This is a genomic window from Rhizobium sp. SSA_523, assembly GCF_030435705.1.
Classification (GTDB): Bacteria; Pseudomonadota; Alphaproteobacteria; order Rhizobiales; family Rhizobiaceae; genus Neorhizobium.
Genome location: NZ_CP129382.1, coordinates 501464 through 514986, shown reverse-complemented (window position 1 = coordinate 514986; position 13523 = coordinate 501464). Strand labels below are relative to the sequence as shown.

Genomic DNA, 13523 nt, shown 5'->3' with positions numbered 1-13523 from the left:
TCACGCCTTATCAATTGATCGATGCACAACGCGTCTTCGCGACATTGACGAATTCGCAGGCATAAGCAGACGTGCCCTTCTGCATGAAGACGATCAGCTTCGATCCATTGGGCACGGCAGATTTGATTTCATACTCCCGGACGAGAAGTTCCGCCATGGTGGCGTCGGCGCCCCGCTCCGTCTGGACGCTGCCGTTCAGGCTCTGGGCATTGGCCGCAGAGGCGAGACAGAATCCCAACAGGGCGAGAGCGACGCCACGCATCAGCGGTCCACCTCGCCAAACACGATGTCAAGCGAACCAAGGATCGCCGACACGTCGGCAAGCTGGTGGCCACGGCACATGAAGTCCATCGACTGCAGATGCGCATAGCCCGGCGCCCGGATCTTGCACCGATAGGGCTTGTTGGTGCCATCAGAGACCAGATACACGCCGAACTCGCCCTTCGGCGCCTCGACGGCGGCATAGACCTCGCCTTCCGGCACGTGGAAGCCCTCGGTATAGAGCTTGAAGTGGTGGATGAGCGCTTCCATGGAGCGTTTCATCTCGCCACGCTTCGGCGGCACGATCTTGCCGTCGATCGACGAGACCGGGCCGGTCTTGGCATCCGACAGAAGGCGATTGACGCACTGCTTCATGATCTTCACCGACTCGGCCATCTCGATCATGCGGATCAGATAGCGGTCGTAGCAATCGCCATTCTTGCCGATGGCGATATCGAAATCGAGGTCGGCATAGCATTCATAGGGCTGCGACTTGCGCAGGTCCCATTTCGCGCCGGAACCGCGCACCATCACGCCGGAGAAGCCCCAGGCCCAGGCGTCTTCCAGCTTCACCACGCCGATATCGACATTGCGCTGCTTGAAGATGCGGTTGTCGGTGATCAGGCCGTGAATGTCGTCGAGCGCCCGCGGGAAGGCATCGCACCACTTGCCGATATCCTCGACCAGTTCGTGCGGCAGGTCCTGGTGAACCCCGCCGGGGCGGAAATAGGCGGCGTGCATGCGCGAACCGGACGCCCGCTCATAAAACACCATCAGCTTTTCGCGTTCCTCGAAGCCCCAGAGCGGCGGCGTGAGCGCGCCGACGTCCATGGCCTGCGTGGTGACGTTGAGCAGATGCGACAGGATGCGCCCGATTTCCGAATACAGAACGCGGATCAACTGGCCGCGGATCGGAACCGTGATGCCGAGCAGCTTTTCCACCGCCAGGCAATAGGCATGTTCCTGGTTCATCGGCGCGACGTAATCCAGCCGGTCGAAATAGGGAAGCGCCTGGAGATAGGTCTTGGCCTCGATCAGCTTTTCGGTGCCGCGATGCAGGAGACCGATATGCGGATCCACGCGCTCGACGATTTCCCCGTCCAGTTCGAGAACCAGACGCAGAACCCCGTGCGCCGCAGGATGCTGCGGGCCGAAGTTGATGTTGAAATTGCGGACGTTGTGTTCAGTCATTGGCGCGCTCCGCGCATCGAGGCATTAGCCAGTAGGCAATAGCCATTAGGGCTTTTCATCACTCGTGCGACCATTCCGTTCATCCTGTAAGCTGCGGATCAGCGACCACAGCATTTTCCCGATTTCCTCGGCCAGCATCATCGCGTTCTTCAAGCGACTTTCCGGGACCAAGCTGAGGCGAACACTCAGGAGCAAATGCGTTTCCAATTCCTTGAGAGAACCCTGAGCGATCTTCAGGTGCTGGACATATGCACCTGTCGAATGTCGACCGTAGCCTTCCGCTATGTTCGCCGGGACAGAAGTGGCTGCCCTTTTGATCTGGGAGTTCAACCCGTAGGCCTCGCTCGCCGGAAAGCTCCTCGTAAGCTCATAGCTCTCAACCGCCAGATCCATAGCGCGTTGCCACACCTTCAGATCACGGTAGGAGTTGATTGTCGTCTGACTGCTCCCTGTTGTTTTTCCTACTGCCTACCGGCATTACCCACTGGCTATTGCCTATTGCCTATTGCCTATTGCCCGAAGCCTACTTCGCGGCCTTCTCATCCCCCGGCAGCACGTAATCCGTGCCTTCCCAGGGACTGAGGAAGTCGAAGCTGCGGAATTCCTGCCTGAGATTGACCGGCTCGTAAACGACCCGCTTGGCGCTGTCGTCGTACCGCACTTCGACAAAGCCGGTGAGCGGGAAATCCTTGCGCAGCGGATGCCCTTCGAAACCATAATCGGTGAGAATGCGGCGCAGGTCCGGATGGCCGGTGAACATGATGCCGTACAGGTCCCAGGCCTCGCGCTCGAACCAGTCGGCACCCGGATAGACGGAACAGGCCGAGGGAATGGCCACGTCTTCCGCCGTCTCCACCTTCACGCGCACCCGCATGTTCTGGCGGGGCGACAGGAGGTGGTAGACCACGTCGAAACGGCGTTCCCGCTGCGGCCAGTCGACGCCGCAGACATCGATCATGTTGACGAAGCCGCACTGCACGTCGTCGCGCAGGAAGGTCAGCAATTCAAGCAGCCGGTCCGGGTCGGTCGTCAGGGTCAGTTCGCCATAGGCGATCGTCGCGGTCTGAACCAGGCCGGGGCGAGCCTCGGCCAGGTAGGCGGCGAATTCGTTCAGGGCTTCACTCATTGTCCGTCCTCGCCCTTATCGCTCGATCGTGCCGGTCCGGCGGATCTTCTTCTGCAGCAGAAGCACGCCGTAAAGCAGCGCCTCCGCCGTGGGGGGACAGCCGGGAACATAGATATCCACCGGCACGACGCGATCGCAACCGCGCACCACCGCATAGGAATAGTGATAATAGCCGCCGCCATTGGCGCAGGATCCCATCGAGATGACGTAGCGCGGCTCCGGCATCTGGTCATAGACCTTGCGCAGCGCGGGCGCCATCTTGTTGGTCAGCGTACCGGCAACGATCATCACGTCCGACTGGCGTGGGCTGGCGCGCGGCGCAAAGCCGAAGCGCTCGACGTCATAGCGCGGCATGGAAAGCTGCATCATTTCGACGGCGCAGCAGGCCAGACCGAAGGTCATCCACATCAGTGAGCCCGTCCGGGCCCAGTTGATCAGTTCGTCGGTCGAGGTGACCAGAAAACCCTTGTCGGCGAGCTCATTGTTGATCTCGCCGAAGAAAGCGTCGTCGCTGCCGATTGGCTTGCCCGTGCGGGGATCGATGATGCCCTTGGGCTGCGGCGCCATAAGGGTTGTAGAATGATCCACTACTCCCATTCCAGCGCTCCTTTCTTCCATTCATAGATAAAGCCGATGGTCAGAACCCCGAGGAAGACCATCATGGACCAGAAGCCGAACCAGCCGATTTCCCCGAAGGACACAGCCCAGGGGAAGAGGAACGCCACTTCCAGATCGAAAATGATGAAGAGGATCGACACGAGATAAAAACGAATGTCGAACTTCATGCGCGCATCGTCGAAGGCATTGAAGCCGCATTCGTAAGCGGACAGCTTTTCCGAATCGGGCGCCTTGTAGGCCACGGCGAAAGGCGCGATCAGAAGCGCCAGGCCGATCACGAGGGCGATGCCTATGAAGATCGCAATCGGAACATAGGAACTGAGAAGTTCTGTCATGGTATTCGATCCCTGCTTGCCAAGCAGTGCCGGGCGGCACGAAAGCGAATGCGCGGCAAGCGAACGTGCATTGCAACAAGCCGTGACTAGCGCAGGCGGGGTCCGGGCGCAAGAGCTTTGAGGGCCCGGTCCCGAACCAAAATGGCACATGGTGCAGTGCAAGCGATCCATTCCGGATCATGCCTGCCCCAGCCCCCTTCGCCGGCCGCCACGTCAAGCCCTGGCAGGGCCGAGCAGCAAGGCCCTTGCCCGTGGCAGGTCGCGCACGGACTTGCTGCGCTGCGCCCTTGAACCATCAGGCAAAACCGACGGGGCAAAACCATGGAACCGGGCCATGGCCCGAACCCCCGCTCACGACTGATGCGCCGGACATAAGACTCGGCACCGCCGCCTGCAATGGCCCGGATTAATATTTTAGCAGTTGCTGATAAAATGTCGCAGCCGGTTTGGGCGGGATGGCACTTTCGCACGTCTCGACAGTTTGAGCAGCCGGAAATCGACGTCAACAGAAAGGAGAAGAGCACGACCGATCACGGAAAGATGACAGGGACCAGCGCCGTTTCCAGGATGCGGCGTGACTGGTCCGCGGCGGTGGCAGGAAAGACAGATTGGGAAAAAAGGAGGCAACGCCTCGAGCGGCGTGGGAGAATGGCGCGAGTGACGGGGCTCGAACCCGCGACCTCCGGCGTGACAGGCCGGCACTCTAACCGACTGAGCTACACCCGCGCATTGCTGCCACTTGCGTGACAAGGGTTTGATTTTGAATGGCGCGAGTGACGGGGCTCGAACCCGCGACCTCCGGCGTGACAGGCCGGCACTCTAACCGACTGAGCTACACCCGCGCATTTCAAAGGGGAAAACCAACCCCGTCGACCGGCAGCGCCAATCGATGTGCGGCTCTCTAAGGGGTTCATCCGGAGGTGTCAAGCAGGTTTCAAGACAAAACGGTGACGAAGCCGAAAATGATGCCAGAGCCCTCCGCCCCATGCTGCCAAAGCTGTGGACGAGACTTCATGGCACCGCAGTCAAATCGCTGAATTTGAAAACTTTTCTTGCAGCTGGCAGAAGGCGGCGGCGAAAAAAATCAAAAAAAATTCACAAACACTCTTGCGTCTTTTCCGCGATCCGCATAGATGACGGCCACCGACGCGGCGGACACTGGTTCGCCATCACGTCCGGGCGATTAGCTCAGTTGGTAGAGCGCTTCGTTTACACCGAAGATGTCGGGAGTTCGAGTCTCTCATCGCCCACCATTTCTTCCCAATCTCCCATTTTTCCCGCAATACCTAATCTTGACGCTGGCCCGCCAATCGTTACGGCCTTGCCGATGCGTTCGACTGGCGCGTGGAGCCAGCGTGGCAGGCTTTGCGACCCTATTTTTTATATTGAAACTGGCTTGAGGTGCGAAAGCCTCGGGCGAATCGTGCTTCACGCTGGCGAGATCCGGCGGACTGCAGACCACCCGAGGCTTCTTCTCGATTGAGGTCAGCTGGAGCGGCAGCGGCCGGTCTTCGTCGTCTCCTTGTCGCCGTCATCATAGGCGATACCGATCTTCTCACCGGCCAGCGACGAGATCGTGCCGGAATACCATTGTCCCTGCCCCTTGAAATTGCACTCGACCTTCTTGCCGATCGACCAGTCATAGGGCCTGGTTTCATTGATCGACACGGTTTCACGGTCGCCGTCATCGTATTGGATGGTGATTTTCGACCCCTGGATAGAAGAGATCACGCCCGGATACCAATAACCGGCGCCCTTGTAATTACCGAGCACCCAATCGCCCTTGGTCTGTGCAAGCGCAACAGACGAGACAGACATAAGAATGGCCGTTGCTACGGCCGCTGCAAGACGAAATTTCACGATGACTTTCCCCCCGGGACTGTGTCCCAACCGCCCGCCGAATGGCGGAAGCGAGCCCAGCCTGGCTGGACGAGGAATATTCATGTTTACTTAATGAACGGCGGCTGAATAACAGCAGCGCGCAGCCGCAAGTTCAAAACAAAAAAGGCCGGGGCAGAATTGCACCGACCTTCCTCATCATTGCTTCTAAATCCAGTGCCGGTACATCCATGGTCAAAGGCTTGAGCAATTGCAGCCTTGAAAGCGGCGAGTTCATTCACCCGCTTATCAACGCCGATGAGGATCTTATAGTATGGCAATGTGTCCACAATGAGTCCGACGCCTAAACCACACTGCGGGCCGCCCGGTGCGGCATCACCTGCTTCGTGCCCGCGCCGTCTGGACACGCAGCCCCGCCTCTGCCACAGGTGTCGCGGGGCGCGACTGCCGTTAACTCAAGAACGGGGTCGGGCGGCAGATTGACGTCACGTCGCTGTCACGAGAGCACGTGACCGCCCCTCTCCTTACCGGACATCCTTGCCCAGGGCGCTGCTCCGTTCCTAAAGATCCAGTTCCTCGCGGTGATCGAGATACCAGTCGACAAAGGCCCTGACGCCCTCGTCCAGACCGGTCTCCGGCTTGCGACCGGTCAGCGCCACCAGAAGATCCGGGCTGGCAAAGGTGCGCGGTACGTCGCCTTTCTGCATTGGCAGCATCTTGCGCCGCGCCGGCTTGCCCATCACCTTTTCGATCGTCTCGACGAAATCCAGGAGTCCCACCGGCTGACCCCCGCCGATATTGACGATGCGGAAGGGCGCCTGATGCGACAGCGTATCGGTGATACCACCCGATAAGACGCGATTCGATTCGTCGGGGATGACATGCGAGAGGGCGATGATCCCCTCCACCAGGTCATCGATATAGGTGAAATCGCGGCTCATCTTCCCCTCGCCGTAGATCTCCACCTCGCCACCTTCCAGCATGGCCTTGACGAATTTGAACAGCGCCATGTCGGGTCGGCCCCAGGGTCCATAGACGGTGAAGAAGCGGAAGGCAGTGGTGGGCACTTTGTGGAGATGGGAATAGGAATGGGCCATCGCCTCCATGGCCTTCTTGGTGGCCGCGTAGAAGGTCAGGGGCTCGTCCGCGCGATCCGATTCGGCAAAGGGAATCTTTTCGTTCGCCCCGTAGACGGAGGAGGTCGATGCCAGCATCAGATGCTGCACGCCGATGGTCTTGGCCAATTCGAGGATATTCCACGAGCCGGCAAGGTTGGAATCGAAATAGGCTTTCGGATTGTCCAGGCTGTAACGGACGCCGGCCTGGGCGGCCAGGTGGATGATCACATCCGGCCTCCCCTCCTCCAGCGTCGATTCGAGGATCCTTTGGTCCTCCAGCCTGCCGATGACCGGACGGAAGGCGGGAAACTGGCCCAGCGCCGCGTGCCGTGCCTCCTTCAGGCGCAGGTTGTAATAGGGTGTCAGACCATCCAGCCCCGTCACGCGATGCCCCTCTTCCAGAAGGCGCCGGGCCAGGTGAAAGCCGATAAAACCTGCGGTTCCGGTGATCATATAGTGCATCGTCTGGGCATCCCTGTCATTGCGGAGCGGATAGAAAACCATCCTTGGGCGAGATGCAACCGCATTCCCGAAGCCCCTAGGACCTGCCTCCCGCTCCGCTGGACAAAAAAAGGGCCCCGGCCGCACAGCCGGAGCCCTCCCATGTCAAAGCGATCGCAGCCCCAGGTCGATCAGTTCGTTGCGGTCATATTGACGGGGAAGAAGATCGTCTCGCCGGAGGAATCATCCACGCCGTCATTGTCGGTCACCGCATAGGCCTTGCCCGATTTGTCAAAGGCAAAGCCTTCGAGCTTATCCAGGACATAGCCATTGGTGGCAGCCTTCAGGTCCGGCAGGAAGTCATGCACATCCTCCTTCTTGACCACCGGCAGCTCGCCGCCGAGCTTGGCGCCCTTCAGGTCGGCAATCGCCACGCGGTAGAGCTTCTTGAGCATTGCCTTGTCGCCGATCTGGTTGTCGCGCTCGACGATATAGACGTAATCGCCATGGGCGGTGATTTCCGACAGGCCGACCCAGCCCTCGCCCGCCTTTTCCAGCGGATAGCGCACGGCAGACCATTCCCTGGTCTTCGGCTTATAGGCAACGAGCTTGACGCTGCCCTTCGGATCGTCCTTCCATTCGCGCTGCATGGCCATCCAGAGCGTCATGTCATCGCCCGTGCCGACCGTGGTCACGCCCTCGAAACCGAAGCGGGTTTCGCCGGCAAGAAGCTCCGCCGGCAGGGCGATCTCCGACTTGATCTCGCCCTTGGCGTCGACATTGTAGAGCGCATGCGCCACGAGCTTGGCACTATCGCCTTCGGAGGCGAGCCAGAAGCCGCCCTTGCCGTCAAGCGCGATACCTTCCAGATCCAGCTTCTGTGCCGGCTGGCCACCGCGCGTCACGCGCACGACATTGGTGATCTCCGCCGGCATCTTGGAGGCATCGATCGTGAAGATCGACGGCTGCATGCCGTAGAAGGAATCCGACACCGCATAGAGGATGCCGTCCTTCTCCGCATCGCCGACCAGGCCGGACAGAGCGCCCCAGCCGATGATCTTGCCATCAACATCCTTGGAGACGAGCGTCGGATAGGCTGGCTTGCCTTCGGCATACTGGTAGAGCATCACATGCGACCGCACACCGCCATCCTTGCCGAGATCCAGTTCGTTGGCCGTGGCGAGCAGATTGCGGCTGGGGATCGCGACGGCACCTTCCGGCGAGACGCCGGAGGGCAGCAGCTGCGTCAGCTGAGGCTCGGCGCCGGTGTCCTTGTAGACGCCAACGATCGAGGCGCGCTCGGAGAGCACGAAGAAATACTTCTGACCGCCGAAGGTCGCGGCTTCCAGACCTTCCGGCTCGATGCCCTTTGATTTGGCGCGCTTGTCCGGGAAATGGCCGATGCGGGCAATGGCCTGCTCCAGCGAGGCGCCGGATTCGAAGACGACCTTGCCCGTCTTGTCGAAAATGGTGAAGCCGCGGGTGCCGCCCTTCCAGTCGCCTTCATTGGCGACGACGAAGCGATCATTGTCCAGCCATTTCACGGCATCCGGCTCGCGCGGGCGCTCGTCCACCTTGCCGGTGAAGGTCAAAGCACCGTCCGACTTGCTGTCGACGCCTTCGACAGCCGTCTTGCCGGCGGAGAAGCTGGTCTTCACCGTGCCGGTCTTGCCATCGATGATGACGATATAATTGTTTTCCTGCAGCGTCAGCGCAATCTCGCCGAGGCTGTTGATCGCGACGAATTCCGGCTCCGGATCGTCGCCGGCAACATCTGCCAGACCCGTCAGCGTGACATGCTTGACCGAGGCGCAATCGGCGGCACCGTCCTTCAAAGACAGGATGACGAGGTCGCCAGCCGGCATTTGCGGGATGGCGCCGTCATTCACCTTCTCGTCACGCTCGTTTTCGATGGCGATGGCGGCAAAGCTCTTGTCAGGAGAGACCGAAACGGAGTCCGGTTGGCCGCCGAGATCGCAGCTCGCCTCGATCGTCTTGGTGGCAATATCGACCACGCGCAGCTGACCGGACGGCTTGACATAGCTTTCCGACGTATTGACGGCCGCCAGAACCTTCGAGCCGATCACGGCCACCGATGTCGGCTCGCCGTCCATCATCACGGCGCCGGCTGCTTTCGGCGCCATGGGGTCGGTAATATCGACAAAGCCGATCGCGCCAAGCGGGCTGTCGGAATAGATCAGCATGGTGCCGTCTTCGGAGGCGGTGATGATCTCCGCCGAGCTTGGCGTCAGCTTATCCTTGTCGGCCGGCAGGTTCTGCGACACGGCAAAGGATGCGATGCGGTTGAAGACCGGCTCGGCAGAAGCCGGTGCGGCGACGGAGGCAAAGAGCGCGGCGGTCATCGCCGCGCGGGAAATTCTGTTCTTCATGGGACAGCCCTTTTCGTTCCTGTAGCGAACAGGGCGGTTTTGCGGCAAACGCGTAACAGTAAGATGACACGCTGCCCGCCGCGGTTAGCGGGCCAGGGCTTGGGATCAGGCCTGCCGGCGCTGCCGCTCGCGCCGAGCCTCATGCATCATCAGGGTCAGCGAGGCCCCCAGGATCAGCAGCGCGCCGAACCACAGCGTGCCGGAGGGGGCATAGCCGAAGATCAACCAGCCGGCCGCCACGTTGAAGGGCAGCTTCAGATCGTCGAAGGGCTGCACATAAGCGGCATCGGCGGCGCTATAGGCAAGCGTCAGGAGATATTGCCCGAAGGCGGTCAGCAGGCCGGCGGAGAGCAGCAGCCAGAAGGCAAGGCCGTCCGGAACCGCAAAGCCGGTGCCGAGCGCAAGCCCCGCATTGATCGGCGTCAGCAGCACCAGCAGCCACACGGTGACGGTCTCCGCCGGCTCGTAATGGGTGAGGTTCTTCATGATCAGTGAGGACCCGCCCCACAAAAGGGCGGAGGCCACCGGCAAGAGCGCGGCAAGCGTGAAGCTGTCCGACCAGGGCTGCAGGATGATCATCGCGCCGGCAAAGCCGCAGAGCGTCGCCAGCCAGCGGGAGGGGCCGATGCGCTCTCCGAGAAACAGCCGCGCGCCGATGATGACGAAGAAGGGCGAGGTCATGACCAAGGCGATGGCCTGCCAGATGGGAACGGTTGCCAGTCCGACGACCCAGGCCTGCACGCCAAGCGCCGCCAGCGCGACGCGCAGAATATGGCGCACGGGATAGCGGGTGCGCATTGCGCCCAGCCCGTGCCGCCACAACAAGGGCAGGCTGAAGACGAGGGCAAATCCATATTGCCAGAACGCGGTGGAGGCCGCCGGGAATTGCAGCAACATGGCCAGCCACTGGGTGACGACATTGAGCACGGCGAAGACGATGCCGGCCAGGATCATGTAGGAGGCGCCCAGCACGGCCGGCAGGCGGAACAGGGTCATCAGCGGGCGATTCTTCAACGGCGGCTTCCTGGCGAATGGTGCGGGCGCCGGGACCGGCGGACGCAGGCGGTTCAGGATCACGCACATGACGCGATCGGGTCTGTCGTCTCGCGGGCGGGATGCCGCGGGGAGATATCGCCGGGACATCGCCCTCGATGCGACGAAAAAAGGCCCGGCAGTACTGCCGAGCCCGGTTCGCGGATGCGCCGCTCGAAGCGGGCTGTCGCCATTAGCTGTTGACGGCGTCCTTCAGGCCCTTGCCGGCCGAGAACTTCGGCACGTTGCGTGCCGGGATGTCAACTTCCGCGCCGGTCGAGGGGTTGCGGCCCTTCGAAGCTTCACGACGCGAAACAGAGAAGCTGCCGAAGCCGGCGAGACGAACTTCGCCGCCGCTCTTGAGCTCGCTCTGAACAGCGTCAAATACGGCATCAACTGCAGAAGCTGCGTCGGCCTTGGAGAGACCGGCCTTTTCAGCAACGGCGGACACCAATTCGTTCTTGTTCATGTTTCCACCCCTTTCAATGGTTTCACACACAATGGATCAGTCGGGGGCGACTCTCCGGTTGGCGAGGCCCCTTCGCCTTTTCAAAAGCTCCGCAATGGCCTTAAAAACAAGGGGTATCAGGCGGTTTTCACAAAAAAGGCCGGCGTAGTGCCGGCCTTTTTTCGTATCGAGTGTCATTTTCACACAGGTCACGCCCCTCAATGGGCGAGAGAGGCCCCGTTATCGTCGGCACCATCCACCGTTGCGATGACCGGCGTTTCCACCGTTCCATCCCATTCGATGGGCTCCGGCATGCGGGTCAGCGCATGGCCGAGTACTTCCGACATCATGGCAACCGGGATGATTTCCATGTTGTTCTTCACATTATCCGGAATGTCGGCCAGATCCTTTGCATTCTCTTCCGGAATGAGAACCTTCTTGATGCCGCCGCGAAGCGCCGCCAGAAGCTTCTCCTTCAGACCACCGATCGGCAGGACGCGGCCACGCAGGGTGACTTCACCGGTCATCGCGACATCCTTCGAGACGGGAATGCCCGTCATGATGGAGACGATGGCCGTCGCCATGGCGATGCCGGCAGAGGGACCATCCTTCGGCGTCGCACCTTCCGGCACGTGGACGTGAATGTCCGACTTGTCGAAGAGCGGCGGCTGGATGCCGAAATCGACGGCGCGCGAGCGGACATAGGAGGCCGCCGCCGAGATCGATTCCTTCATCACGTCCTTCAGGTTGCCGGTCACCGTCATGCGGCCCTTGCCGGGCATCATGACGCCTTCGATCGTCAGCAATTCGCCGCCGACCTCCGTCCAGGCCAGACCGGTGACGACACCGACCTGATCCTCACGCTCGGCCTCGCCGTGGCGGAAGCGCGGGACACCCAGATAGTCATGGATGTTTGCCGCGGTGACTTCCACCGCCTTGGTCTTGCCCTTGATGATTTCGGTAACGGCCTTCCGGGCAAGCTTCATCAGCTCACGCTCGAAATTACGCACACCGGCCTCGCGGGTATACTGCTGGATCACGGCATTCAGGGCATCGTCGCTGACGGAGAATTCCTCCGGCTTCAACGCATGTTCCTTGATCGCCTTCGGCAGAAGGTGGCGCTTGGCGATCTCCCGCTTCTCATCTTCGGTGTAACCCGCGATGCGGATGATTTCCATGCGGTCCATCAACGGCGCCGGAATGTTCAGCGTATTGGCCGTGGTGATGAACATCACGTCCGACAGGTCGTATTCCACTTCCAGATAGTGGTCCATGAAGGTGGAGTTCTGCGCCGGATCCAGCACTTCGAGAAGTGCGGACGACGGGTCGCCCCGGAAATCCATGCCCATCTTGTCGATTTCATCGAGCAGGAAGAGCGGATTGGACTTCTTGGCCTTCTTCATCGACTGGATGACCTTGCCAGGCATCGAGCCGATATAGGTGCGGCGGTGGCCCCGGATTTCCGCTTCGTCGCGCACGCCGCCAAGCGCCATGCGAACATATTCGCGGCCGGTTGCCTTCGCGATCGACTGGGCGAGCGAGGTCTTGCCGACGCCCGGAGGGCCGACGAGGCACAGGATCGGACCCTTGATCTTGGTCGCACGCGCCTGGACCGCCAGATATTCGACGATTCGCTCCTTGACCTTGTCGAGACCGTAATGGTCCTGCTCAAGGATGGATTCGGCGTGGTTCAGATCGACCTTGACCTTGGACTTCTTGTTCCACGGAATGCTCAGGAGCCAATCCAGATAGTTGCGCACGACGGTGGCTTCCGCCGACATCGGGCTCATCTGCTTGAGCTTCTTCAGTTCCGCATCCGCCTTTTCGCGGGCTTCCTTGGTCAGCTTGGTCTTGGCGATACGCTCCTCGAGTTCGGCCATCTCGTCACGGCCGTCCTCACCCTCGCCAAGCTCCTTCTGAATGGCCTTCATCTGCTCGTTCAGGTAATATTCGCGCTGGGTCTTTTCCATCTGGCGCTTGACGCGCGAGCGGATGCGCTTTTCGACCTGAAGAACCGAGATCTCGCCTTCCATGAAGCCGAGCGCCTTTTCCAGACGCATCTTCACGCTCACCGTTTCAAGCATTTCCTGCTTTTCGGTGATCTTGATCGACAGATGCGAGGCAACGGTGTCGGCCAGCTTCGAGTAATCCTCGATCTGCCCTGCCGCGCCAACCACTTCCGGCGAAATCTTCTTGTTCAGCTTCACGTAGTTTTCGAATTCGGAAACCACGGAACGGGCCAGAGCCTCGACCTCGACGGAATCATCTTCCGGTTCGGCCAGGATATTGGCATGAGCCTCGTAGAAATCCTCGCGGGGCGTATAGGTATCGATCTTGGCACGCGCCCGGCCCTCGACCAGAACCTTTACGGTGCCGTCGGGCAGCTTCAGGAGCTGAAGAACATTGGCCACCGTACCCACATCGTGAATGGCTGCGGGTGCCGGGTCGTCATCACCGGCATTGATCTGGGTGACCAGCATGATCTGCTTGTCGGAACCCATGACCTCTTCAAGCGCGCGAATGGATTTCTCGCGTCCGACGAAAAGAGGTACGATCATGTGCGGGAAGACCACGATGTCGCGCAGAGGCAGGACCGGATAGATATCGCCGCCAGGTGCCGTAGACGCTGAATTCGTCATGTCATTTCCTTTCACTCGTCCCGTTTCCGGGAACCGGCTCGTTCACGAGGAGCGAGCGCTTCTTTCTTCCCCAAAGTGGAGGTTT

At 60.5% G+C, this 13523-nt stretch carries 13 protein-coding genes and 3 tRNA genes; 1 reads left to right on the top strand and 15 read right to left on the bottom strand.

What is annotated here, in order from left to right; translation table 11 throughout:
- Positions 1–10: 10 nt before the first annotated feature.
- The 8 genes from QTJ18_RS10760 to QTJ18_RS10725 all read right to left on the bottom strand — a co-directional run bounded on the left by QTJ18_RS10760 (position 11) and on the right by QTJ18_RS10725 (position 4373).
- Positions 11–262, bottom strand: coding sequence for a hypothetical protein (locus QTJ18_RS10760; RefSeq protein WP_252751427.1), 252 nt, complete (start codon positions 260–262; stop codon positions 11–13).
- A complete protein-coding gene (locus QTJ18_RS10755; protein WP_252751428.1) occupies positions 262–1452 on the bottom strand; it encodes an NADH-quinone oxidoreductase subunit D in 1191 nt (396 codons plus the stop codon). The genes QTJ18_RS10760 and QTJ18_RS10755 overlap by 1 nt, the downstream gene beginning before the upstream one ends.
- A gap of 45 nt (positions 1453–1497) precedes the next feature.
- On the bottom strand, positions 1498–1845 hold the full coding sequence (locus QTJ18_RS10750) for a four helix bundle protein (RefSeq protein ID WP_252751429.1): 348 nt from the start codon (positions 1843–1845) through the stop codon (positions 1498–1500).
- 130 nt (positions 1846–1975) lie between these two features.
- The gene (locus tag QTJ18_RS10745) at positions 1976–2578 is read right to left on the bottom strand and encodes an NADH-quinone oxidoreductase subunit C (protein ID WP_252751430.1); all 603 of its coding nucleotides are present in this window, start codon (positions 2576–2578) and stop codon (positions 1976–1978) included.
- Positions 2579–2593: 15 nt separating this feature from the next.
- Positions 2594–3175 (bottom strand): NuoB/complex I 20 kDa subunit family protein, encoded by a 582-nt coding sequence (locus tag QTJ18_RS10740; RefSeq protein WP_252751431.1) that lies wholly within the window; start codon positions 3173–3175, stop codon positions 2594–2596.
- Positions 3166–3531: an NADH-quinone oxidoreductase subunit A gene (locus QTJ18_RS10735; protein WP_210102857.1), complete on the bottom strand. Its 366-nt coding sequence runs from the start codon at positions 3529–3531 to the stop codon at positions 3166–3168. Before QTJ18_RS10735 ends, QTJ18_RS10740 begins: the two co-directional genes overlap by 10 nt.
- 649 nt (positions 3532–4180) lie before the next feature.
- Positions 4181–4257: transfer RNA gene (locus QTJ18_RS10730), tRNA-Asp, on the bottom strand.
- 39 nt (positions 4258–4296) lie between these two features.
- Positions 4297–4373 (bottom strand) — tRNA-Asp (locus QTJ18_RS10725).
- 335 nt (positions 4374–4708) lie between these two features.
- Between QTJ18_RS10725 and QTJ18_RS10720 the strand changes: the two genes are divergently transcribed.
- A tRNA-Val gene (locus QTJ18_RS10720) sits at positions 4709–4784 on the top strand.
- A gap of 232 nt (positions 4785–5016) precedes the next feature.
- On the opposite strand, the gene QTJ18_RS10715 is transcribed toward QTJ18_RS10720, so the two are convergent.
- The 7 genes from QTJ18_RS10715 to lon form a co-directional block, all read right to left on the bottom strand.
- Positions 5017–5391: a tudor domain-containing protein gene (locus QTJ18_RS10715; RefSeq protein WP_252751432.1), complete on the bottom strand. Its 375-nt coding sequence runs from the start codon at positions 5389–5391 to the stop codon at positions 5017–5019.
- An 86-nt stretch (positions 5392–5477) separates the two neighbouring features.
- The gene (locus tag QTJ18_RS10710; RefSeq protein WP_252751433.1) at positions 5478–5777 is read right to left on the bottom strand and encodes a hypothetical protein; all 300 of its coding nucleotides are present in this window, start codon (positions 5775–5777) and stop codon (positions 5478–5480) included.
- 153 nt (positions 5778–5930) lie between these two features.
- Complete coding sequence (locus QTJ18_RS10705) at positions 5931–6950, bottom strand: NAD-dependent epimerase (RefSeq protein WP_252751434.1); 1020 nt, start codon at positions 6948–6950, stop codon at positions 5931–5933.
- Between the two features lie 170 nt (positions 6951–7120).
- Positions 7121–9319 carry an esterase-like activity of phytase family protein gene (locus QTJ18_RS10700; RefSeq protein WP_252751435.1) on the bottom strand — a complete coding sequence of 733 codons (2199 nt, stop codon included), beginning with the start codon at positions 9317–9319 and terminating at the stop codon, positions 7121–7123.
- A 105-nt stretch (positions 9320–9424) separates the two neighbouring features.
- Positions 9425–10315 carry a DMT family transporter gene (locus tag QTJ18_RS10695; RefSeq protein ID WP_252751891.1) on the bottom strand — a complete coding sequence of 297 codons (891 nt, stop codon included), beginning with the start codon at positions 10313–10315 and terminating at the stop codon, positions 9425–9427.
- 229 nt (positions 10316–10544) lie between these two features.
- Entirely contained in the window at positions 10545–10820 is a 276-nt protein-coding gene (hupB, locus tag QTJ18_RS10690) for a DNA-binding protein HupB (protein ID WP_252751436.1), read from the bottom strand.
- A gap of 197 nt (positions 10821–11017) precedes the next feature.
- Positions 11018–13438, bottom strand: a complete 2421-nt coding sequence (gene lon / locus QTJ18_RS10685) for an endopeptidase La (RefSeq protein ID WP_252751437.1) — start codon at positions 13436–13438, stop codon at positions 11018–11020.
- Between the last annotated feature and the right edge of the window lie 85 nt (positions 13439–13523).